Source organism: Pseudomonas sp. SBB6 (assembly GCF_024213215.1).
GTDB lineage: Bacteria > Pseudomonadota > Gammaproteobacteria > Pseudomonadales > Pseudomonadaceae > Aquipseudomonas > Aquipseudomonas donghuensis.
Genome location: NZ_JANAVH010000002.1, coordinates 113,741 through 136,912, shown reverse-complemented (window position 1 = coordinate 136,912; position 23,172 = coordinate 113,741). Strand labels below are relative to the sequence as shown.

The following is a 23,172-nucleotide window of genomic DNA, read 5'->3' as shown; positions in this document are numbered from 1 at the left end:
CACACTATGAGTAGAAGGTCGGAGTCGGCAATTGCCCGCGCAGGGCCCATTCACCGAGTTCGTGCAGCTTGTAGTCGAGCGGGTCGTGCAGGCTTTGCGTGCGCAGGTTGCGCCAGTGCCGGTCAAGGCCCACCGAGGCCTGGGTGGCACGGGCGCCGGTAACCTCGAAGACCTTGCTGCAGATCTCCAGGCCATCCCGGCTGGCGGCGACCTTGGCGGTGGCGATGGTCACCGCCAGGCGCCCGCGCTGTTCGGCACTCAGCGCCGCGCCCTTGGCCCAGGCCTGGTCCAGCGCCAGGGCGGCCTGCTCGACCAACAGGCGTGCGCCCTGCAGGCGCACCCAGAAGTCACCGAAATGGTTGAGCACATAAGGGTCGGCGCTGCTCTGTTCGGCCGCTGACTTGAACCACGGCCGCGATTCGCGCAGGGCGTAATGCCGGGCCTCCTCGAAGGCGCCTTCGGCGATGCCGAGGAAGATCGTGGCGAAATGCAGCTGGGCAATCAGCGGCCGCAGGCAGGCGAACGGTGTGCTCAAGGGGCCGGGGTCGAGCAGCAGCTCGCTTTCTTCCACCCGTACCCGCTCGAAGCTGGCGCTGCCGCTGTCGGTCTGGCGCTGGCCCATGTTGTGCCAGTCGTTGTGCAAGGTGATGCCGGTGCGGCCACTGGGAATCGCGGCGATTAACAGCTTGCCGCCGGCGTTCTCGTCGATTGCCGAGGCGATGAGCATCTCTGAATCGCTGGCGCCGGAGCAGAAGCTTTTTTTGCCGGAGAATTCACGAAAACTACCGCGGTCCTTGACCACCGTGCGGGTGTCCAGGGGGTTGAGGGCATTGCCCCAGAACCAGCTTTTGCGCGCGGTCAGTTCGAACCAGGGCTGCCACTGTGCCGGGGTGGCGAACAGGCGCACGGTGGCGAGCATCAGGTGATGAAAGCCGAACACATGGGCCAGGGAGCTATCGACCCGGGCGAACTCACGGACCACCTCGAAGGTTTGCGACCAGCTGGCGCCCAGGCCGCCGAAGTCGCGGGGGATGCTCAAGGCCAGCAGGCCGCTGCTGCGGATGGCATCGCGTTCGGCCTTGGGCGTACCGCCCAGGCGGTCGCGTTCGACCGCGGTGCGGGCGAACTCATTGGTCAGTTCCCGCGCGATTTGCAAAGGGGTCGATGGCGTGCTGTGCAAAGGTTGCGCTCACTTGCTCTATGAGGGTGGCACCGATGCTAAAGGATCTAAAAAACTGAAAATAAATAACTTGTAGGACTTTCTATATGTCGATTTATATATCTCTTTTGGTTCTATATTCGTAAGTATTTATTCTTTTTAATTTTATCTGCTCGGGCGCACTCTGCACCTCAAGCACTGCGCGGCAGTGCACCCTAGGACGAGGAAGCAGCGCATGACCATCAAGGCAATCAACGTACGCAATCAGTTCAAAGGCACGGTCAAGGAGATCATCGAAGGCCCGGTGGTCTCGGAAATCGATGTGCAGACCTCCGCTGGCATCGTCACCTCGGTGATTACCACCCGCTCGGTGCACGAGCTGGAGCTGCGGGTCGGCAGCGAAGTGATTGCCTTCGTCAAATCCACCGAGGTGTCGATCGCCAAGCTATGAAGGACAGGAACAAAAACAGGCCGAGCCCCGGCGACTTATTCCCCCAACATCTGAATACATAGTTTAAGCAAAAAACTGGCACCCCTCTCGATGGGGTGTTTTTTTACCCAAAAATTGAAGCTATACCATAAATAAACATCTTATGTGTTTGCTGGTAAACGTTATGTATGATAAGGCCCGGACTAAGATTTTCCAGCGCAATGCCTGCCTCGTCCATAAAAATGTCTTATAGGACTTGAAGAAACAGAAAGCTGACGCTGAAGAGTCCGGGCAGCCTTTTGCCAAAATTGATGCCTATCGTCAAATACAAACTGTGTGGGAAACAGCTATGAAGCGATTCAGCGATCTTGCCGAAGACTTGGTCGCTGGCTACCGCTTGATCGAGCGCTGCCAACAAGCAGCGACGGCTTCTCAAGGTGATGGAACCCAACTGATTGCGGTTGGTAGCATGGCAGATGTGAATATAGCGATTGAGGAAATAGAGTCGGAACTGTTGCAAATTACCAACGTCTGTCAAAAATGTAGAAATGTATCCTGATCTTGATCCGGGTAAGGCTGTGTTTCGTCGATGCCAGATACTCGATTCTGCTCTTTTCCGCGACCACCTGTGGCCCGTCTTCATGCTGCTGTCCGAGCAGGAGCAACTACTCGTGGGTAACTCGTTCATGAATCGCTTAGCTTAGCAGATGGGGCCGGACAATCCGGCGTTATGCAGTGTACGAAAAGTAATGTCGTAAACACCGCATGGTGCAAGCCAGAGAGACCATTGCTCCAAAATTTTTTGCCAGCTTGTCGAACAGCCTGGGCAGGCCGGGCTTTGGTTTGCGTTTCATGCAGGGCAAGGGGATGTTCGGTAGCGGTCGTTATAGCGTCGAAGGTGTTCGGCATCGTAGCCCTTGTCCGCCAACAACCAGCGGCAGCGCTTACGCGATCGCCCTCTCTGACTGCTTGGTATTTGAACCCGGTCAAGTAATGGCTGCGCATGCGCAATGTCGCTGGCCTGTCCATCCGAAAAGTTGAAACACAGCGGTATTCCATTCGAATCGCAGAGCCTATGAATCTTGGTCGTGAGGCCACAGCGACTGCGCCCCAGCTCATGGTCTAGCGGTTCTTCAGCCCCCCCTTTTTTCCGACGCCGGAGGAGGCTCGGGTTGCGCGCACTGTGGTGGAGTCGATCATCCAGGTGTCCAGATCGATCAGGCCTTGCTCATTGAGTTTGATGTTCAAGCGCTTGAGCATCTGGTCAAACGTGCCTCGATTTCGCCAGTCGCGAAAGCGCTGATAAACCGTCGACCAAGGGCCGAAGCGCTCAGGCATATCACGCCATGTGGCCCCCGAGCAGAGCACCCAGAGTATGCCGTTGAGCATCAGTCGGTCGTTGTTGCGTGGGCGTCCGGTTTTCTGATCCAGGGTGATCAAATCTTTAATCATTTCCCAGGACGCATCGCTGAGTTCGTATCGCTTGGCCATTGGGTGCTCCTATCTTTGATGGCGTCGATTCTACCCATTTCGATGTTTCAAGGGTTTTCGTACAGAACATAGGATGTGTCATTTTTCGACCGGTATTGACTTTGATGTGTCGGGGGTAGACTCTCGGTTTCGACGGGGGTCGTAGCTGGAATCGGATCGAAGTCGTTTTTCTGAATATAATCAAAGATTATTGTTTATCTCTGGTGCAGGAAAGATATGTCCTGGTTTGCCTGGCCATGGATGTTGTTTTTCATGAGCGGAAATAACCAGGGCTTTTAGCTGAAAACTGTCTAAATTTGCCGGCAGGCGTGGGTTTGGTAATGTGTGGTGGTACTGGCAAGATAATGTAGATTAATACACCTGATCTATATAATGGATAGTGGTTAGTTCTAAGGGTCGACACGTTACCGCTGGATGGCTTGAGGCGTACGACAGACAGAAGTCAATAAATAATACTCCATGAACTTGCACTTGCCTGATGTGGGTGCAATCAATCGATAGAAGTGACCTTATTCACTTCTGGAGGTAAGGATGCACGACCAAGTTACGTCGGAAGATTATGTTCGTCTGTGTATTCATCAGCTGTTTGAGGCGCAGGTTGCGCGCAGTCCTGAGGCAACGGCACTGATCTTTGAGGGTGAGGTGCTCAGCTACAGCGAACTCAACGCCAGGGCCAATCGGTTGGCGCATCGGCTGATTGCTTTGGGTGTCAGGCCTGACCAGCGAGTAGCAATTTGTGTCGAACGCTCCCCGGCGATGGTTGTTGGCCTGATGGCGATCCTGAAGGCGGGCGGCGCCTATGTGCCGCTCGATCTGGAGTATTCGGGCGAGCGACTGGCGTTCATTCTTGGCGATACGGCTGCGGTTTTGGTGCTGGCTGATGCGGCCGGGCGCCATGCGCTCGGAGACGCTTTGCAGGCTCATACCGTCCTCGATCCCCGTGATGTCCACCCTGAAGCGGCCGCCAACCCTGAAGTCATCGGCCTTGCCCCCAGCAACCTCGCCTATATCATCTACACCTCAGGCTCAACCGGACAACCCAAAGGGGTCATGGTCGAGCATGCTCAGGTGGTGCGCCTGTTCGACACTACACATGCCGACTTTGGTTTTGAGGCCAGTGATGTTTGGTGCCTGTCCCACTCTTTTGCCTTCGACTTCTCGGTCTGGGAACTGTGGGGAGCCCTTCGTTATGGCGGCACGCTGGTGTTGGTTCCGCATGCCATTACCCGTTCACCGAAAGCGTTCTACCAGCTGATTTGTGAGCAAGGCGTCACGGTCCTGAACCAGACCCCGAGCGCCTTCACCGCCTTGATGGAATACGTACAACCGTCATCGGACCGGCTGCGCTATGTCATTTTTGGCGGCGAAGTGCTGCAGCCGTCAACTTTGCGCGACTGGTATGGCATGCGTGAAGAATCTGTCCCGCAACTGATCAACATGTACGGGATCACCGAAACCACGGTTCACGTCACCTATTACCCGCTGACTTCATCGGATGCGCAACAAGCCGACAGCGTGATCGGTCAATGTCTGCCGGATCTGAATCTCTATCTTCTGGACGCGCATGGCCAGCCTGCTCCGATGGGGGAAGTGGGTGAAATGTACGTCGGAGGCGCCGGTGTGGCGCGCGGCTATCTGAACCGACCCGAGCTGACGGCAGAGCGTTTCCTGCACGACCCTTTTGCAGGGAAGGCTGACGCGCGGATGTACAGGTCGGGAGATCTTGCCCGTTATCTTCCAAACGGCAATCTGGCGTTTCTAGGGCGCAATGACGACCAGGTGAAGATCCGCGGTTTCCGGATTGAGCTGGGTGAGATTGCGGCCAAATTGGCCGAGTATCCTTCCATTCGCGAGGCGGTGGTGGTGGCGCAAGGCGAGGATGCCGACAAGCGCCTGGTTGCTTATGTTTTGACGCAGTCCGAGGTCCAGGACGCATTGGTAGCTTCTGACTCTGGCTTGGCGCTGGCGGGAACACTGCGTGATTACCTGAGTAACCGTTTACCCGATTACATGGTGCCGTCTGCCTTTGTGTGGATGGAAAGCTTCCCCCTGACGGCCAATGGCAAGCTTGATCGCAAGGCTTTGCCTGTTCCGCAGCACGACGCTTTTGCCCGTGAGGCCTACGAGGCGCCGCTGGGTGAGATAGAGGTCCTCCTTGCCGGGATCTGGTCGGATCTGCTTGGCGTTGAACAGATCGGTCGCCATGACAACTTCTTCGCCCTCGGCGGCCATTCGCTCATGGCCGTGCGGCTGGTCAGTCGCATAGCTGCCTTTGGGGCTGAATTGCCGCTCGCAACCTTGTTCACCTCTCCAACGCTCAAGGTTGTGGCTTTGGCGATTGAAGCCCGGCGCGACGCTGGAGCTGCAGCGCGTGCATCGATCCGGACCCTCTCTCGCGATGAGTCCTTGCCGCTGTCTTTCGCTCAGCAGCGACTGTGGTTTCTGGCGCAACTCGACAGTGGGATCAGCGACGCCTATCACATCCCCTTGGCGCTGAGATTGCGCGGTCAGTTGAACGTGACGGTCTTGCAGCAGGCCCTTGATGCACTGTGGTCGCGCCATGAGGCATTGCGTTCGGTCTTTGTCACCCAAGAAGGCGAGGTCGAAGTGCGTCTGCTGGCCAGCGATCAGGGTTTGCCATTGCGCGAGATTGATCTTTTTGGATCGGACGCAGAAACCGAGCTTGCAAGGCTTTGCACCGAAGAGGCTCGGGCGCCCTTTCATCTCTCTGCAGGCCCGCTGATTCGGGCTTGCCTGATCCAGGTGACTGTCCCCGCATCTGCTGATGAGCATGTATTGCTACTCACACAACACCACATCGTCTCGGATGGCTGGTCGCTCGGCATACTTTTGCCTGAGCTGAGTGCACTGTACATGGCGTTTAGCAACCATCAGGCCAGTCCATTGCCGCCGCTGGCGATCCAGTATCCTGACTATGCCGCCTGGCAGCGGCAATGGCTGTCGGGGGAGCGCTTGAACCAGCAGGCGGCTTACTGGAAACAGGCCCTGGCCGATGCGCCAACGCTGCTCGACCTGCCAACAGACCGGCGTCGGCCTGAGCAGCAATCCCTGGTGGGCGCCTCTGTGTCGATCGAACTCAGTGCAGAGCTGACAACGGCCCTCAAGCGTTTCAGTCAGCAGCAGGGTGTGACGCTATTCATGACCGTGTTGTCGGCCTGGGCGGCAGTACTGTCACGCCTGTCGGGGCAGGAAGATATTGTGATCGGTGTGCCAAGTGCCAACCGGGGGCATTGCGACATCGAGCCGCTGATCGGCTTCTTCGTCAACACACTGGCGCTGCGGATTGACCTTGGCAACAACCCGAGCGTTGCCGACCTTGTTGCGCGAGTGCGCGATCGGGCACTCAAGGCCCAGGATCATCAGGATCTGCCGTTCGAGCAGGTAGTAGAGATAACCCAGCCGCCTAGACGTTTGAGCCATACGCCACTGTTTCAGGTTGTATTTGCCTGGCAAAACTACGATGCAGGCCAATGGGCCTTGCCCGGTCTTGAAGCCAGCCCGGTGGGTTCTTCCTATGAAGTATCCCGGTTCGATCTGGAGCTGAGCCTGGCCGAGGCGAGCGATCGAATCGTGGGGGCTCTTGGCTATGCGACGGCGTTGTTTGACGCTGCCACGATTGAGCGCCACGTGGGGTATCTGAAGACTGTCCTTGCCGAGATGACCCGGGATGCCAGCCAGACTGTCGCCAAAATAGACCTGCTTGATGCGTCTGAGTGCACTTTGTTGCTCAAGACATGGAACTCGATGGATGAATCCTGCCCGGCTCATCTGTGTATGCATCAGCTATTCGAGGAGCAGGCTGCGCGCAACTCTGAGGCAACGGCACTGGTCTTTGAGGGCGAGTCGGTCAGCTATGGTGAACTCAACGCCAGGGCCAATCGGCTGGCGCATCGGCTGATTGCTTTGGGTGTCAGGCCTGACCAACGAGTAGCAATTTGTGTCGAGCGCTCCCCAGCGATGGTTGTTGGCCTGATGGCGATCCTGAAGGCGGGCGGCGCCTATGTGCCGCTCGATCCGGAGTATTCGGGCGAGCGACTGGCGTTCATTCTTGGCGATACGGCTCCGGCCCTGGTGCTGGCTGATGCGGCCGGGCGCCATGCGCTCGGGGACGCTTTGCAGGCTCGAACCGTACTCGATCCCAATGAGGCCCACGCTGAAGCGTTGATCGGGGCGGACGCTAACCCTGAAGTTCCAGGCCTTGCCCCTAAAAATCTCGCTTATATCATCTACACTTCGGGTTCGACCGGACAGCCCAAAGGGGTCATGGTCGAGCATGCTCAGGTGGTGCGCCTGTTCGACACTACACATGCCGACTTTGGTTTTGAGGCCAGTGATGTTTGGTGCCTGTTCCACTCCTTTGCCTTCGACTTCTCGGTCTGGGAACTGTGGGGAGCCCTTCGTTATGGCGGCACGTTGGTGTTGGTTCCGCATGCCATTACCCGTTCACCGAAAGCGTTCTACCAGCTGATTTGTGAGCAAGGCGTCACGGTCCTGAACCAGACCCCGAGCGCCTTCACCGCCTTGACGGAGCATGCGCAACCATCATCGGACCGGCTGCGCTATGTCATATTTGGCGGCGAAGCGCTGCAGCCGTCGACCCTGTGCGACTGGTATGGCGTGCGTGGCGAATCTGCCCCGCAACTGATCAACATGTACGGGATCACCGAAACTACGGTCCACGTCTCCTATTACCCCCTGACTTCATCCGATGCGCGGCAGGACGACAGCGTGATCGGTCAGCGTCTGCCGGATTTGAATCTCTATCTTCTCGACGCATTTGGCCAGCCTGTTCCGATGGGGGCCGCGGGTGAAGTGTACGTCGGCGGCGCCGGCGTTGCGCGTGGTTATCTGAACCGGCCCGAGTTGACCGCAGAGCGTTTCCTGCACGATCCCTTCGCCGGCAAACCTGAAGCGCGGATGTATAAAACGGGGGACCTGGCCCGTTATCTTCCGAACGGCAATCTGGCGTTTCTGGGTCGCAATGACGACCAGGTCAAGATCCGCGGCTTCCGGATTGAACTGGGTGAAATTGCGGCCCGATTGGCCGAGCATCGTTCCATCCGCGAGGCGGTGGTGGTGGCGCAAGGCGCGGATGCCGACAAGCGCCTGGTTGCTTACGTGGTGGTACAGTCCGCAGTTCAGAACACGCCGGTAGACTCCGAGGCTGGCTTGGCGCTAGCGGGCGCGCTGCGTGATTACCTGAGTAGCCGTTTACCCGACTACATGGTGCCGTCTGCCTTTGTGCGGATGGAAAGCTTACCGCTGACGGGCAATGGCAAGCTTGATCGGCGGGCGTTGCCGGTTCCAGAGGGCGATGATTTTGCCCATGCGATCTACGAGGCGCCGTTGGGCGAGATCGAGGTCACCCTTGCCAGGATGTGGTCAGAGCTGCTTGGCGTCGAACAAGTCGGTCGCCATGACAACTTCTTTGCCCTCGGCGGCCATTCACTTTTGGCAGTGCGGTTGATCGAGCGGTTGCGCCGCCAGGGCTTGAGCCTTGCTGTGCGTGATCTGTTTCAGACGCCGGTGTTGTCGGTGCTGGCCAGCATGCTTGGCCAACACCGCGAGGTGGTAGTGCCGCCCAATCTGATAAAGCCCGAGACATGCAGAATCACGCCCGACCTGCTGCCGTTGATCGATCTCGGCCAATCGGACATCGACGTGATCCTTTCACAGGTACCTGGGGGGGCAGCCAACATTCAGGATATCTATGCGCTCTCACCCATGCAGGACGGCATCCTGTTCCACCACATGTTGGCAAAGGAGGGTGACCCCTATTTGCTGGTTGCCCAGATGGCATTTGCTGATCGTGAAACACTGGAACGCTATCTCTGCGCCGTTCAACAGGTTGTAGACCGTCACGACATTTTGCGTACCGCCTTTGTTTGGGATGGGTTGTCTCGCGCCGCGCAAGTTGTCTGGCGACAGGCTCCACTCTGCGTCACTGATGTTGTTCTCGATCCGGCTGACGGCCCCGTTACCGAACAGCTTTCCCGGCGCTTTGATTCATGTCGGCACCGGATTGACCTGACCCAGGCGCCTGTGCTGCGTTTTATCGTTGCCCATGACCCTGTCGCAGGCCGCTTCATTCTGATGCAGCTGCAGCATCACTTGATTGACGATGCTTCTTCATTGCAGTTTTTTTATAACGAAGTGCAGGCTTTCCTCTCCGATCGCGGTGAGAAACTGCCGTCGCCTCAACCGTTTCGCAACCTGATCGGTCAGGTGCGGTTGGGTAAGAGCGCGGCGGAACATGAACGTTTCTTCAGGTCTATGCTGGCTGACATAGAAGAGCCGACGTTGCCCTTTGGATTGGCGCAAGTGCATCTGGACGGCGCGCAGGTGGGCCAGACCCACCGCATGATTTCGGTCGAACTCAATGATCGGCTGCGGGCGCAGGCGAGGCGATTGAATGTGAGTCTCGCCAGCCTGTGTCACGTTGCCTTTGCCCAGGTACTGGCGCGCACCAGCGGCCAGGAAAAGGTCGTGTTTGGCACGGTGCTGTTTGGGCGCATGCAAGCGGGCCATGGGGCAGATCGAGCCATGGGCATGTTCATCAATACGCTGCCGATCCGATTTGACTCAGGCGGCATTGATACCGCTGAGAGTGTCCAGCGGGCTCATGCTCGTCTGGCTGAGTTGCTCGCCCACGAGCATGCCTCGCTGGCGCTGGCACAAAGGTGCAGTGGGGTCGCTACAGGCACGCCGCTGTTCAGCGCATTGCTCAACTATCGGCACAATGACCTTACGGGTGCGGACAACATTGTCCAGACCATGGGGCAAATGCCGGGTGTTGAGTTCTTGAGTGAACAAGAGCGGACCAATTATCCGTTCACATTGTCAGTTGAAGATTTCGGTCACTCCCTGGGGTTGACGACTCAAGTGGTCACGCCGTTCGATTCCGGTCGTGTGTGTGGCTACATGGAACAGGCGTTGAACAGCCTGGCTCAGACCCTGGAACGCTCGCCGCACCGCCCGGTTCGACAGCTGAATATTCTGCCTGCGTCTGAACGTACATTGTTGCTCAAGACGTGGAACGCGACGGACGCATCCAGCCCGGATCAACTGTGCATTCATCATTTGTTTGAGGCGCAGGTGGCGCGCACTCCGGAGGCAACGGCGCTGATCTTTGAGGGCGAGGCGCTCAGTTACGGTGAGCTCAATGCCAGGGCCAATCGACTGGCACATCGGCTGGTTGAGCGGGGCGTTGGGCCAGACCAACGGGTGGCGATCTGTGTCGAGCGCTCGACGGCGATGGTTGTTGGTCTTATGGCGATCCTGAAGTCGGGCGGCGCCTATGTGCCGCTTGATCCGGCTTACCCAGGAGATCGACTGGCTTACATTCTTGCCGATACGGCGCCGGCCCTGGTGCTGGCCGATGCGGCCGGCCGGCAGGTGCTAGGTGAGGCGTTGCAGCGCTATACCGTGCTTGATCCCAATGAAATCTTGACGAAGGCTGATGCTGATTTCCAGGTCACCGGCCTGACACCCCGCAACCTCGCTTATCTGATCTACACCTCGGGTTCAACCGGAAAACCCAAGGGCGTCATGATTGAACACCGTGGATTAGTCGCATAGACATTGGCAAGAACCACGGTCTATAAGCCAAGTTTCGGCACTGTATTTTTACTGCTGTCATCCATGGCGTTTGACAGTTCCGTGGCAGGCATTTTCGGAACGTTAACAACCGGTGGTGCCTTGTGTTTACCAGGCAGCAAAGCCGTCGTAGATCCATACGCCATCAGCCGCCTTATGATTGAAAAAAAAGTCACCTCAGTTTTGCTGGTACCGTCTCTCGCAAGATTGGTTTTGCTGCAAGTCGCCCAACTTGGATATGGACAACTGTGTCGGGTGATTGTGGCAGGTGAAGTGTGTCCTGCGAAGCTGGTCCAGGAAGTGACCTCAGCATTTACTGCGGTTGAATTATTCAATGAATATGGCCCGACGGAGGCGACAGTCTGGGCGGCGGTCCATCGCTGTTCCTCTGATGACGTTGATCCGGTTCCGATAGGCCGTCCGATTTCAAACACACGAATTTACCTTCTGGACGCGCATGGCGAGCCTGTTCCGCTGGGTGCGGTGGGTGAGATGTACATCGGGGGCATGGGTGTTGCGCGTGGATATCTGAACCTCGCCGAACTGACGGATGAGCGCTTCTTGCCCGATCCATTTGCCGGCAAGCCTGACGCGCGGATGTATAAGACAGGGGACCTGGCCCGTTACCTGCCGAACGCAAACCTGGTGTTCCTGGGCCGTAATGACGACCAGATCAAGATCCGTGGCTTGCGGATTGAGCCGGGTGAAATTGCGGCTAGACTGACCGAGCATCCCTCCATCTGCGGGGCGATTGTAGAGGTGCAAGGCGTAGACCCGGACAAGCGACTGGTCGCTTACGTAGTGGCTCAGCCAGAGGTCTCGGGAAATGATGCCTTTATACCTAGGGCCGATTCGGAGGCGGGTCTACCGCTTGCAGGACGACTGCGTGATTACTTGAGTGAACGTCTACCCGACTACATGGTGCCGTCTGCCTTTGTGCTGATTGAACGCTTGCCGCTAACCCCGAATGGCAAGCTTGATCGGCGGGCATTGCCTGTTGCTGAAGGCAATGCCTTTGCCCATGCAGCGTATGAGGCGCCGCAAGGTGAGACCGAGACGATTCTGACAGCGATTTGGTCAGGGTTGCTCGGGCTTGAGCAGATCGGTCGCCATGACAACTTCTTCGCCCTCGGCGGCCATTCGCTCATGGCCGTCCAGCTGATGCAGAAAGTCAGGAGTTATGGTTTGGAGTGTTCGTTGAGCGACATTTTTGAACACCCGCGATTGGCTAACCTTGCCACTCAGATCGCACAGTCTCCTGTGTTCAACCCGCAGATCGGGGCGATCACGGTGCGCGCTGGCGGGACTGAGCCCCCGGTCTTTTTCGTGCCCTCGGGATTAGCCGATTACTCGTATGCTATTTCGCTAGCCCAACAAATCCGCGCCAGTTGTCCGATCCATGTATTGCCGTGGTCGGCCATTGGCGACCCTCTGCCTCATTCAATGGAGGATATGGCCGAAAAAATGATACCGCTCATCCAGGCGATCCAGCCTGAAGGGCCTTATCGTATTGCGGGGTATTCCTCTGGAGGGATTCTCGCTTATGCCATCGTCCATGCGCTTATGTGCAAAGAGGCCAGCGTTGAATTTTTAGGCTTTATTGATGTTCCCGCGCCGCACAAGTTGCCATATAAAAACCAGGGCGTTGAGAACTACTTTATTGAGCATGTTAAGGCGTCGACTTCCGAGGCGGAGCGTCATCAATTCGATGTGTTAAATGAGGATGATGAGCTTGCGGAGCTGATAAAAAAAGCACAGCGTTTGGGAGGCTATGATTTAAATGCAGACCTCTCGCTGGAAACAGTCAAATGGCAAACCATTTATCATTTTTCACAAATTGCCGGCGCCTATAAACCATCTCCATTGCAGGTCAATCTCCATCATTTCTACGCGACTGATTGTGAGCGCCCCCCTTTGCCGCAGGTTGATATGGTAGGTGGGTGGAGAGAGCTCTTGCCTGATTTGGCGATGCGTTCTGTTTCTATTCCAGGTGGGCATGTCTCCATGATGGAGAACGTTAGTAATCGCAAGCACTTGGCTGACGCATTGAGTCGAGCGCTTTTGTAAGAGGTGATCATTGAGTGTTTCGCTCATCTAGATGCAAGTGGACTTGTAACCGCCCCGTTGTATATTTGCTCAAATAAGCACTCGGGCGCCGATTTACCGCTCCATTAATTTGAGTCGCATGCAGCGGGCCATTCATCAGCGTCAAATTATAAAAAGGAGGAAGCATGGCAAATCCCTACCGTGAGCTTCTCACCACTCCGGGCGTCATGGGGTTAGTGATCGCGAGTTCCATTGCCCGTCTGCCACAGGCAATGATCGGCATCGGCATCATTACCATGTTGGTGCAGCAGACGGGTCTTTATTGGCTGGCGGGCTCAGTCGCCGGTACTTTTACCTTGGCGAATGCGCTTATCGGTCCGCACGTATCGAAACATGTTGATCAGCGGGGGCAACGTCGGGTTCTGCCCTTTGTGACGGCCTTCAGCATTGGTATGTTGCTCGCACTGATCATTGCCGTCTACATGAGGGCTCCCGCCATACTGCTGTTTATTCTTGCGGCATTGGCGGGCACGATGCCGAGCATGCCCGCCATGATAAGAGCACGCTGGACGCAGCTTTTCCGTGGCAAGCCACAGTTACACACGGCCTTCTCCCTGGACACGGTTCTAACTGAACTCGCCTTTATCATCGGCCCACCACTTGCCATTGGTTTGAGCGTCAGCTTTTTCGCGGAAGCCGGACCTCTTGTAGCCGTCTTGTTGCTGGTTGTCGGCGTGACGGCTTTTCTTATGCAGCGGCACACAGAACCGAAGGTGGTCGTGGGCATTAGAAGGAGCGCAAGCTCGACCCTGCTTATCCCCGGCGTTCGTACCATCGTGCTGGCGCTCTTGGCGATGGGTGTGATTGGCGGAGCAGTCGACGTGGCGGTTGTTGCCTTCGCCAACGCACAAGGCTGGCCGGCGTCTGCCAGTTTCATCCTGGCAGCCTATGCGCTCGGCTCAATGATCGCGGGTCTGACGTTCGGTGCTTTAAGGATTTCCTTGCCGATTGAAAAGCAGTTCTTTATCGGGGTACTGATAACGGCAGTCACTGCCGTGTTGCCCATTCTTTCACCGGACGTCTACATTCTTTCCGGGATGCTGTTTGTGGCAGGTATGTCATTTGCACCAACGATGGTCGTCGTGATGAATCTCGGTACGATCATTGTTCCACCGTCCAGGATCACCGAAGGACTTACGTGGATGACGACAGGCATCAGCATCGGCGTAGCGCTCGGTGGCGTATTGGCGGGCCTGGTCATCGACGTCTATGGCGCGCAGGCAGGGTTCGGTGTCGCGATTGTCGCGGGTCTGTCCATGGTGGTGATCGTGCTTTTGGGGCTGCGTACACTTCGTGCCACGTCTGCGGTTTGTGCCGAGCTGAACTTCCAGTGATCAGCACTCTGGACTTCGTCGAGGCATCGATCTGCCGGCAACGGGCGCGGCCCCCTTCACGAACGGCTTTGATTAGGCCACACCACTACCTCTGCTTCCGGGTTTGGTCCTCTTTGTTCCTGAAGCGGGTGTATGTACTTCTATTTTGTTTCATCAGGAGTGGCTGCTTTGCGGCAGGATCATCTGCGCTGGGGCATCGGCGGCCTTGCGCCGTGCGACCAGGTAATACAGCACGCTCGGCACCACCAGGCCGATGATCCACGACAGGTCGACACCGCCCAGGTGGGCAACCATCGGGCCGGTATAGAGCTTGGTGGAAATGAACGGCATCTGCACCAGCACGCCGACGGTGTAGACGATGATGCCCGGCAGGTTCCAGCGCCCGTAGCGGCCGTTGGGGTCGGCCAGCGCCGGCACGTCGTAGCGTTCCTTGGTGATGAAGTAGTAGTCCACCAGGTTGACCGCGCTCCAGGGGACGAAGAAGGTCAGTAGGAACAGGATGAACGACTTGAACGCCGCCAGGAACGAATGCTGGCCGAGCAGGGCGATCAGGGTCGAGGCCCCGACGATGGCGAGGACGAAGAACAGGCGCTGGCGGCGCGTCACGTCGATGTGCCCGCGAAAGCCACTGATGATGGTGGCGATGCACATGAAGCTGCCGTAGGAGTTGAGGGTGGAGATGGTCACCTTGCCGAAGGCGATGCTGAAGTACAGCAGCGCGGCGGTCGCGCCGGTACCGCCCAGGCCGACGATGTAGGCCACTTCACGGCCGGAGAACTGGCCGTTGGCAATGGCCGCAGCGAACACCCCGAGCACCATCGATGCCTGGGCGCCGACCACCGAACCCAGGCCTGCGGCGAGGAAGGTCTTGAACGATGAGGTGTTGCTCGGCAGGTAGCGCGAGTAGTCGGCGACATACGGGCCGAAGGAGATCTGCCAGGACGCCGACAGCGACACCGCGAGCAGGAACGAGGCCCAGGTGAAGTGGCGGTTTTCCAGGAGCTGGCCGATGTCGCTGATGACCATGATGCGGCTGAACAGGTAGACGAAGGCGATGATCCCCAACACGCTGGCGACCCGGCCGATCCAGTGGATCATGCGGTAACCGAACACCGTGGCGAGGACGATGACCCCGGCGAAGATCAGGATGCCGGCACTGTCGCTGACGCTGAGCAACTGGCCGATGGCCTGGCCCGAGAGCACGGTGCCGGTGGCGGTGAAGCCCAGGTACATCAGGCACACCAGGGCAATCGGGATGGCCGCGCCATACACACCGAACTGCACGCGGCTGGAGATCATCTGCGGCAGGCCGAGTTTCGGCCCCTGGGCGGCGTGCAGGGCCATGACCGCGCCACCGACCAGTTGGCCGAGCAGCAGGCCGATCAGCGACCAGAACACATCGCCGCCGAGCACCACGGCCAGGGCCCCGGTGACGATTGCGGTGATCTGCAGGTTGGCGCCCAGCCACAGGGTGAACTGGCTGTACAGGCGTCCGTGTCGTTCGTTTTCCGGGATGTAGTCGATCGAGCGGCGCTCGATCAGGGGCTTGCTGCGCGAGGCATTGGCCTGGGTCATTGCTCGGGATCTCCGCCTATTGTTGTGTTGTCGCGGTCGGGTCGCCAGTCGAACGCAGGTGGGCGACTGAGACAGATATGAGCATGTATATACAAATACGGTCAAGTGAAGGTGTCGGCTTTGATGCGCCCATCCGTCGCGATAGGTGGGTGCGATGATTTCGGGCATAAGGTTATGCTGTTGCGAAATATTACAAAGCCGGTGAGGGAACAATGCCATTAAAGGACTTGCTGTTGGCGCTGGTGGTGATCGTCGTCTGGGGCGTCAACTTCGTGGTCATCAAGGTTGGCCTCGATGGCCTGCCACCGATGTTGCTGGGGGCCTTGCGCTTTGCCCTGGTGGCGTTTCCGGCGGTGCTGCTGGTCAAGCGCCCGCAATTGCCCTGGCGCTGGCTGATCGCCTATGGCGCGACCATTTCCCTGGGCCAGTTCGCCTTTCTGTTCGAGGCCATGGGTAACGGCATGCCGCCGGGCCTGGCGTCGCTGGTGCTGCAATCCCAGGCGTTCTTCACCCTGTTTTTTGCCGCGATCTTTCTCGGTGAGCGATTGCGCGCGGCCAGCGTGCTGGGCTTGCTGGTGGCCGCCGGCGGCCTGACCCTGATCGGCAGCGAGAACGGCGCCAGCGTGCCGTTTTTCGCCTTGCTGCTGACCCTGTGCGCCGCGTCGATGTGGGCCATGGGCAATATCATCACCCGGCGTTTCGGCAACATCGACCTGGTGGCCCTGGTGATTTGGGGTGGGCTGGTGCCGCCGCTGCCGTTCCTGGCCCTGTCCTGGTGGCTGGAAGGTCCCGAGCTGATTGAACGCTCGCTGCGCGGCATTGGCTGGAGCTCGATTTTGTCGCTGGCGTACCTGGCTTTTGTGGCCACCATGCTGGGCTACAGCCTGTGGAGCCACCTGCTGTCGCGTTACCCGGCGGGCAAGGTGGCGCCGTTCTCGCTGCTGGTGCCGGTGGTGGGCCTGAGTTCCTCGGCGCTGCTGCTGGATGAACGCCTGACACCGCTGCAAGGTTGGGGTGCGTTACTGGTGATGGCCGGGCTGTTGGTCAACGTTTTCGGCCCGCGCTTGCGCCAGCGAATGCTGGCCCGGTTGGCCGATTAGGGCAAAGCATGACCGCCGACAATGTTTGCTCGGCGCTGGGTGGTTAGCGTCTTGTGGGTTGTGCATTGGAAGGCACGGCTCTAATATCCAAGTGTTTTCTTGTGTTATTGCGCTCAACCACCACGGACGTACAAATGGATTTGCATACTTCCCTCTGGCTGTTCCAGGCCGTTCAGGCCATTGGCCTGAGCCTCTGGCTCTGCATCGCGGTACTCAACAACCTGCAGGCGTTTCGCGCCTCTCTCGGTGCGGTCGGCGCGACCATGGCGATGGCGCCGCTGCGCCAGGCTCCGACCATCGACTTCCCGCTGTTGTCCCGGGCCCTGCATTCCACGGCTGCACATCGAATCGCCCTGGTGGTCGTGCTGGTGCTGCAGGTCGCGGCGGCAGCCACTGCCCTGATCGGCAGCTACGCCCTGCTGATCGGCGCGGGGCTTGAGGCGGCGCGGCCCTGGCTGAACCTGGCGCTGAGCGCGTTTCTCGGCTTTACCTTCGCCATGCTGCTAGGCGGCCTGTGGTTCGGTTACTGGATTCGCCAGGAGGGGTTGCAACTGACCCATCTGGTACTGGTGCTCTGGGCCTTGCTGGCCTTCGTGGTGTTCAACGTGCAGTGGGCCTGAGGCCAGCCTCACAGGGAGTGGTGGATGAACAGCAAGAATCTCGCGCTTGGTACGCTGCTGGCGGGTGCAGCCCTGGCGGTGCTGGTGGTCTGGCAACAGGCGCACACCGCACAGGCCTCGGCACCGGCGCCGCGGACGCTGGTCAAGGTGGCACTGGGCACTGTGCAGCGCGGTCCGGCCAACGGTTTTTTCGCCGGGGTCGGCGAGCTTGAGGCGGCGCGCCAGGTGCTGGTCTCGGCCGAAATCGGCGGGCGGGTGACACGCATCAACTTCGTCTCCGGGCAGAAGGTGCGCCGTGGCGACGTACTGCTGACCCTCAACGATGCCCCCGAGCAGGCCGAGCGCATTCGCCTGCAGGCGCAACTGCACAACGCCCGGATCAACCACCGCCGGGTGCGCGACCTGGTCGCGGAAAACGCCGCCACCCAGGAGCAGCTCGACAACGCCCTGGCCGCACGCGACATGGCCAGCGGCGAGCTGGCGCACACCGAGGCGGTGATCGCGCAAAAGACCATCCGCGCGCCGTTCGACGGTGTGCTGGGCATTCGCAAGGTCAACGAAGGTCAGTACCTGAATGTCGGCGATGCGATCGTCAGCCTGATCGATACCCGCACCCTGTATGTGAACTTCTCCCTCGACGAGCAGCTGAGCATCCACCTCAAGCCCGGGCAGGCGGTCGACGTGTTGCTCGACGCCTATCCCGAGCGAACCTTTGCGGCGCGCATCAGTGCCATCGACCCGCTGATCGGCCGTTCGCGCACGGTGCAGGTGCAGGCGACCCTGGACAACGCCGATGCGCTGCTCAAGGCCGGCATGTATGCCAGCGTCAAGGTTGCCGACCCGCAGGTGGCCGAGGTGCTCAGCCTGCCGGAAACCGCGGTGACCTATACCGCCTACGGCGACACGGTGTTTCTCGCCCGCCATGACGAGCAGCAGCAAGCGCTGGTGGTGCAGCGGGTGCCGGTGAAGATCGGCGAACGCCAGGATGGCCGAGTGATCATCCTTGAAGGGCTGCGGGAGGCCGACCAGGTGGTGACCTCCGGGCAGCTCAAGCTCAGTGACGGGGTCGCGGTCGAAGCCACCGAAGACACCCTGCAAGCCCCGGCGCTGTCCGGCTCCTGACCGATTGCCCAGAGACCCTTAGATGAAATTCACCGATCTGTTCGTGCGGCGGCCGGTGCTGGCGTTGGTGGTCAGCATCCTCATCCTGCTGCTGGGCATCCTCTCCCTGCGCCAGCTGCCGATCCGCCAGTACCCGATGCTGGAAAGCTCGACCATCACCGTCACCACCGAATACCCCGGCGCCTCGGCCGAGCTGATGCAGGGCTTTGTCACCCAGCCGATTGCCCAGGCGGTGTCGTCGGTCGAGGGCATCGATTACCTGTCATCGTCCTCGGTGCAGGGCCGCAGCCTGGTCACTGTGCGCATGGAGCTCAACCGCGACTCCACCCAGGCGCTGACCGAGGTGATGGCCAAGGTCAACCAGGTGCGTTTTCGCCTGCCCGAGCAAGCCTATGACCCGGTGATCGAACGCTCGTCCGGCGAGTCGACGGCGGTGGCCTATATCGGCTTTGCCAGCAACAGCCTGTCGACCCCGGCGATGACTGACTACCTGGCGCGGGTGGTCGAGCCGATCCTGACCACCATCGACGGTGTGGCCAAGGTCCAGGTGTTTGGCGGCCAGACCCTGTCGATGCGCCTGTGGATCGACCCGGCGCGCCTGGCCGCGCGCGGCCTGACTGCCGCGGATGTAGCCGAGGCGGTCAGGCGCAACAACTACCAGGCGGCGCCCGGCAAGGTCAAAGGCCAGTTCGTGGTCTCCAACATCCGGGTCAATACCGACTTGACCAGCGTCGGCGAATTTCGCGAGCTGGTGATCCGCAACGACGGCAATGGCCTGGTGCGCATCAAGGATGTCGGCACTGTCGAGCTGGGCGCCGCCTCGGTGGAAACCAGCGCCTCCATGGACGGCGTGCGCGCCGTGCACCTGGGCCTGTTCCCGACCCCCGGCGGCAACCCCTTGGTAATCGTCGACGGCATCCGCAAGGTGCTGCCGGACATCCGCAAGACCCTGCCGCCGGACGTCAAGGCCGAGCTTGCGTTCGAGACCGCGCGCTTCATCCAGGCCTCCATCGACGAAGTGAGCAAGACCCTGCTCGAAGCGCTGCTGATCGTGGTCATCGTCATCTACCTGTGCCTGGGTTCGCTGCGTACGGTGCTGATCCCGGTGGTGACCATTCCGCTGTCGATGCTTGGCGCGGCGGCGCTGATGCTGATGTTCGGCTTCAGCCTCAACCTGTTGACCTTGCTGGCCATGGTCCTGGCCGTCGGCCTGGTGGTGGACGATGCCATCGTCGTGGTCGAGAACGTCCACCGTCATATCGAAGAGGGCAAGACCCCGGTGGCCGCTGCCCTGGTGGGGGCGCGGGAAGTGGCCGGGCCGGTGATCGCCATGACCATCACCCTGGCTGCGGTGTATGCACCGATCGGCATGATGGGCGGCTTGACCGGTGCGTTGTTTCGCGAGTTCGCCCTGACCCTGGCCGGAGCGGTGGTGGTGTCGGGTGTGGTGGCCTTGACCCTGTCGCCGGTGATGAGCTCGTTCCTGTTGCAGGCCAAGCAATCCGAAGGGCGCATGGCCCATGCCGCCAACCGCTTTTTCGACGCCCTGGCCAGACGCTACAGCCGGGCGCTGGAATTCTCCCTGGCGCGGCGCTGGCTGAGCGCCGGGTTTGCCTTGCTGGTGCTGCTCAGTTTGCCCTGGCTGTACGGCCTGCCTCAGCGCGAGCTGGCGCCGACCGAAGACCAGGCCGGGCTGCTGACCGCGATCAAGGCGCCGCAGCACGCCAACCTCGAATACGTCGAGCGCTTCGCCGACAAGCTCGACCAGGTCTACAAGCGTCTGCCAGAAACGGTCAGCACCTGGATCATCAACGGCAGTGACGGCCTGGCCTCGGGCATCGGCGGTATCAACCTGTCGCTGTGGGACGAGCGCGAGCGTACCGCCTCGCAGATTCAGGTCGACCTGCAGGCGGCGGTCAACGATGTCGAAGGCACCAGCATCTTCGCCTTCCAGTTGCCGGCCTTGCCGGGTTCCACCGGCGGCTTGCCGGTGCAACTGGTGCTGCGCAGCTCCCAGGACTACCAGGTGCTGTACCAGACCATGCAGGAGATCAAGCAAAAGGCCCGGGACAGCGGCTTGTTCGCCGTGGTCGACAGCGACCTGGACTACAACAACCCGGTGGTTCAGGTGCGCGTCGATCGGGCCAAGGCCAACAGCCTGGGCATTCGCATGCAGGACATCGGTGAGTCGTTGGCGGTGCTGGTGGGCGAGAACTACTTGAACCGCTTCGGCCTCGAAGGGCGTTCCTACGATGTCATCGCCCAGAGCCCGCGCAGCCAGCGCCTGACCGCGCAAACCCTGACCCGCCAGTACGTGCGCAGCGAAGACGGCACGTTGGTGCCATTGTCGACCGTGGTGCAGGTGTCCGAGCAGGTCGAGCCGAACAAGCTGACCCAGTTCAACCAGCAGAACGCCGCCACCTTCCAGGGCATCCCGGCGGCCGGCGTGACCCTGGGTGATGCGGTGGCATTTCTCGATCAGGTGGCAGCGTCGCTGCCGGCCGGCTTCAGCTACGACTGGCAATCGGATGCACGCCAGTACACCCAGGAGGGCAGTGCGCTGATGCTGGCGTTCCTGGCCGCGGTGATCGTCATCTACCTGGTGCTGGCGGCGCAGTATGAGAGCCTGGTCGACCCGCTGATCATTCTGATCACCGTGCCGCTGTCGATCAGTGGTGCGTTGATCCCGCTGGCGCTGGGCTATGCGACGGTGAACATCTACACCCAGATCGGCCTGGTGACCTTGATCGGCCTGATCAGCAAGCACGGTATCCTCATGGTCGAATTCGCCAACACCCTGCAGGAACACGAGCAGCTCGACCGCGCGGCGGCGATCAGCAAGGCGGCGCAGATTCGCCTGCGGCCGATCCTGATGACCACCGCGGCCATGGTGGTCGGCCTGATCCCTTTGCTGTTCGCCTCCGGTGCCGGTGCCAACAGCCGCTTTGGCCTGGGGTTGGTGATTGTCTGCGGGATGTTGATCGGCACCTTGTTCACCCTGTTCGTGCTGCCCACGGTGTACAGCCTGCTGGCGCGCAAACACGCGATCGCCGCGGGTACACCGCGTGCGGTGTCCCTGGCTGATGCGCTGAGGAGCGAAGGATGAACAGAGTGAACCTGGCCCTGGCCTGTGTGATTTCGAGCCTGGCCCTGGCGGGCTGCAAGGTTGGCCCCGACTATGAAAAGACAACCCCTGCGCCCATCCCCCTGAGCACGCCGCAACAGCAGCAGTTCGCCCAGCAGGCGCAACTGCCGGCGCAGTGGTGGTCGTTCTTCGAGGACCCGCAGCTGAACCGCCTGGTCGACACCGCGCTCAAGCACAACCACGATATCCGCCAGGCCCAGGCCAACCTGCTGGCGGCGCGGGCGCTGTTCGATGACCGGCGCCTGGACCAGTACCCGGGCGTCACCGCACGCACCGCCTTCAACCAGAGCCTTGAGCAGCAGCAACTGGCCGATGGCAGCGACCCGCAGCGCATGTTTTCACGCAGTTATCGCGCAGGGTTTGACGTGCAGTGGGAGATCGACCTGTTCGGCCGCTTGCAACGCCTGACCGCCGCTGCCGAGGCACGCTCGGAGGCGGCGCGCGCCGACCTTGAACAGATGCGCCTGAGCATCGCCGCCGAGGTCGCCCGTGCCTACTACCAGCAGCAGGGTTTGCACCGCAGCCTGGAAGTGGCGCAGGCCCAGGTCGAGGCCTGGCGTGAAACCCTGAAACTCACCAGTGCCCAGGTGCGTGCCGGCAGCGGCCAGTACGAGGACGAGCAGAGCGCCCATGCCAACCTGTTGCTCAGCGAAGCGGCGGTGCCGCCATTGCAGGCATCGATCCAGGAGGCCGGGTACCGCCTCGATGTGCTCACCGGGCGCGCGCCGGGCCTTGCCGAGGCGCCAGGGCAAGCACGCTTTCTGCCACCGCTGGCGCGGCAATTGCCCTTGGGCGATGTCAACGCGCTGATCAACAACCGCCCGGATGTTGCCAGTGCCGAGCGGCAACTGGCAGCCAGCAGCGAAGACGTTGGCGTGGCCACCGCCGAGCTGTACCCGCGCCTGGACCTGGGCGGGTTTATCGGCTTCTTCGCCTTGCGCAGTGGCGACCTGGGCAGTGCCGCGCGCGCTTATGAGCTGGCGCCGACAGTAACCTGGCCGGCGTTGCGCCTGGGTAATGCCAAGGCCCGCTTGCGTGTTGCGCAGGCGCAAGCGCAAGGGGCGCAGGCGCGCTATGAGCAGTCACTGTTGCTGGCCCGCGAAGAAGTGGAAAACGCCGTCACGCGCCTGGCGCGCAACCAGACCCGCCTCGGTGCGTTGATGCAATCGGCGGCGCATGGCGCCGATGCCATCGACATCGCCTCCAAACGCTATCGGCGAGGGGCGGGCACCTACATGGCGGTGCTGGAAAACCAGCGCGCGTTTTTCTTGATCAAGCGTGAAGTGGCAGAGGCGGAGACCGCTTCGTACCTGAATGCGATTGCGCTGTACAAGGCGTTGGGCTGGGGCAGTGGCGCGGTGCAGTGATCGGCCTCATCGCGGGCCCGGCGTACAGCGATCGATTGTGGGAGCTGGCTTGCCATCAGTGTTGCCTGAATTGCGACCGCTGCGCGCTCGATCGCCGGCAAGGCCG

At 60.1% G+C, this 23,172-nt stretch carries 11 protein-coding genes and 2 pseudogenes; 10 read left to right on the top strand and 3 right to left on the bottom strand.

The annotated features are described in order from the left end of the window. Positions 1–4: 4 nt before the first annotated feature. A complete protein-coding gene (locus NLX68_RS03900; RefSeq protein ID WP_254282762.1) occupies positions 5–1,180 on the bottom strand; it encodes an acyl-CoA dehydrogenase family protein in 1,176 nt (391 codons plus the stop codon). 214 nt (positions 1,181–1,394) lie between these two features. Between NLX68_RS03900 and NLX68_RS03895 the strand changes: the two genes are divergently transcribed. Both NLX68_RS03895 and NLX68_RS03890 read left to right on the top strand, forming a co-directional pair. Further along, a complete protein-coding gene (locus NLX68_RS03895) occupies positions 1,395–1,610 on the top strand; it encodes a molybdopterin-binding protein (protein ID WP_010227092.1) in 216 nt (71 codons plus the stop codon). Between the two features lie 235 nt (positions 1,611–1,845). Further along, positions 1,846–2,148: a hypothetical protein gene (locus NLX68_RS03890; RefSeq protein ID WP_254282761.1), complete on the top strand. Its 303-nt coding sequence runs from the start codon at positions 1,846–1,848 to the stop codon at positions 2,146–2,148. 169 nt (positions 2,149–2,317) lie between these two features. Here NLX68_RS03890 and NLX68_RS03885 read toward each other — a convergent pair. Further along, a pseudogene (locus tag NLX68_RS03885) lies at positions 2,318–3,080 on the bottom strand (IS5 family transposase). A 531-nt stretch (positions 3,081–3,611) separates the two neighbouring features. Here NLX68_RS03885 and NLX68_RS03880 point away from each other — a divergent pair. The 3 genes and pseudogenes from NLX68_RS03880 to NLX68_RS03870 all read left to right on the top strand — a co-directional run. Further along, positions 3,612–11,216: pseudogene (locus tag NLX68_RS03880) on the top strand (amino acid adenylation domain-containing protein); the annotation flags it as partial. After that, the gene (locus NLX68_RS03875; RefSeq protein ID WP_367949524.1) at positions 11,190–12,764 is read left to right on the top strand and encodes a thioesterase domain-containing protein; all 1,575 of its coding nucleotides are present in this window, start codon (positions 11,190–11,192) and stop codon (positions 12,762–12,764) included. The pseudogene NLX68_RS03880 and the gene NLX68_RS03875, both read left to right, overlap by 27 nt. A gap of 164 nt (positions 12,765–12,928) precedes the next feature. Continuing rightward, positions 12,929–14,137 carry an MFS transporter gene (locus NLX68_RS03870; protein ID WP_254282760.1) on the top strand — a complete coding sequence of 403 codons (1,209 nt, stop codon included), beginning with the start codon at positions 12,929–12,931 and terminating at the stop codon, positions 14,135–14,137. Between the two features lie 153 nt (positions 14,138–14,290). Here the strand turns inward: NLX68_RS03870 and NLX68_RS03865 are convergent, their stop codons facing one another. Beyond that, positions 14,291–15,712, bottom strand: a complete 1,422-nt coding sequence (locus NLX68_RS03865; RefSeq protein WP_254282759.1) for a cytosine permease — start codon at positions 15,710–15,712, stop codon at positions 14,291–14,293. A 212-nt stretch (positions 15,713–15,924) separates the two neighbouring features. On the opposite strand from NLX68_RS03865, the gene NLX68_RS03860 reads away from it, so the two are divergent. The 5 genes from NLX68_RS03860 to NLX68_RS03840 all read left to right on the top strand — a co-directional run bounded on the left by NLX68_RS03860 (position 15,925) and on the right by NLX68_RS03840 (position 23,066). Then, complete coding sequence (locus NLX68_RS03860) at positions 15,925–16,812, top strand: EamA family transporter (RefSeq protein ID WP_254282758.1); 888 nt, start codon at positions 15,925–15,927, stop codon at positions 16,810–16,812. Positions 16,813–16,946: 134 nt separating this feature from the next. Next, positions 16,947–17,432 carry a DUF2165 family protein gene (locus NLX68_RS03855; protein ID WP_036996206.1) on the top strand — a complete coding sequence of 162 codons (486 nt, stop codon included), beginning with the start codon at positions 16,947–16,949 and terminating at the stop codon, positions 17,430–17,432. A 24-nt stretch (positions 17,433–17,456) separates the two neighbouring features. After that, positions 17,457–18,554 (top strand): efflux RND transporter periplasmic adaptor subunit, encoded by a 1,098-nt coding sequence (locus tag NLX68_RS03850; RefSeq protein WP_254282757.1) that lies wholly within the window; start codon positions 17,457–17,459, stop codon positions 18,552–18,554. A gap of 22 nt (positions 18,555–18,576) precedes the next feature. Then, on the top strand, positions 18,577–21,660 hold the full coding sequence (locus NLX68_RS03845) for a MexW/MexI family multidrug efflux RND transporter permease subunit (RefSeq protein WP_254282756.1): 3,084 nt from the start codon (positions 18,577–18,579) through the stop codon (positions 21,658–21,660). Then, entirely contained in the window at positions 21,657–23,066 is a 1,410-nt protein-coding gene (locus NLX68_RS03840) for an efflux transporter outer membrane subunit (protein WP_254282755.1), read from the top strand. Before NLX68_RS03845 ends, NLX68_RS03840 begins: the two co-directional genes overlap by 4 nt. Positions 23,067–23,172: the final 106 nt, after the last annotated feature.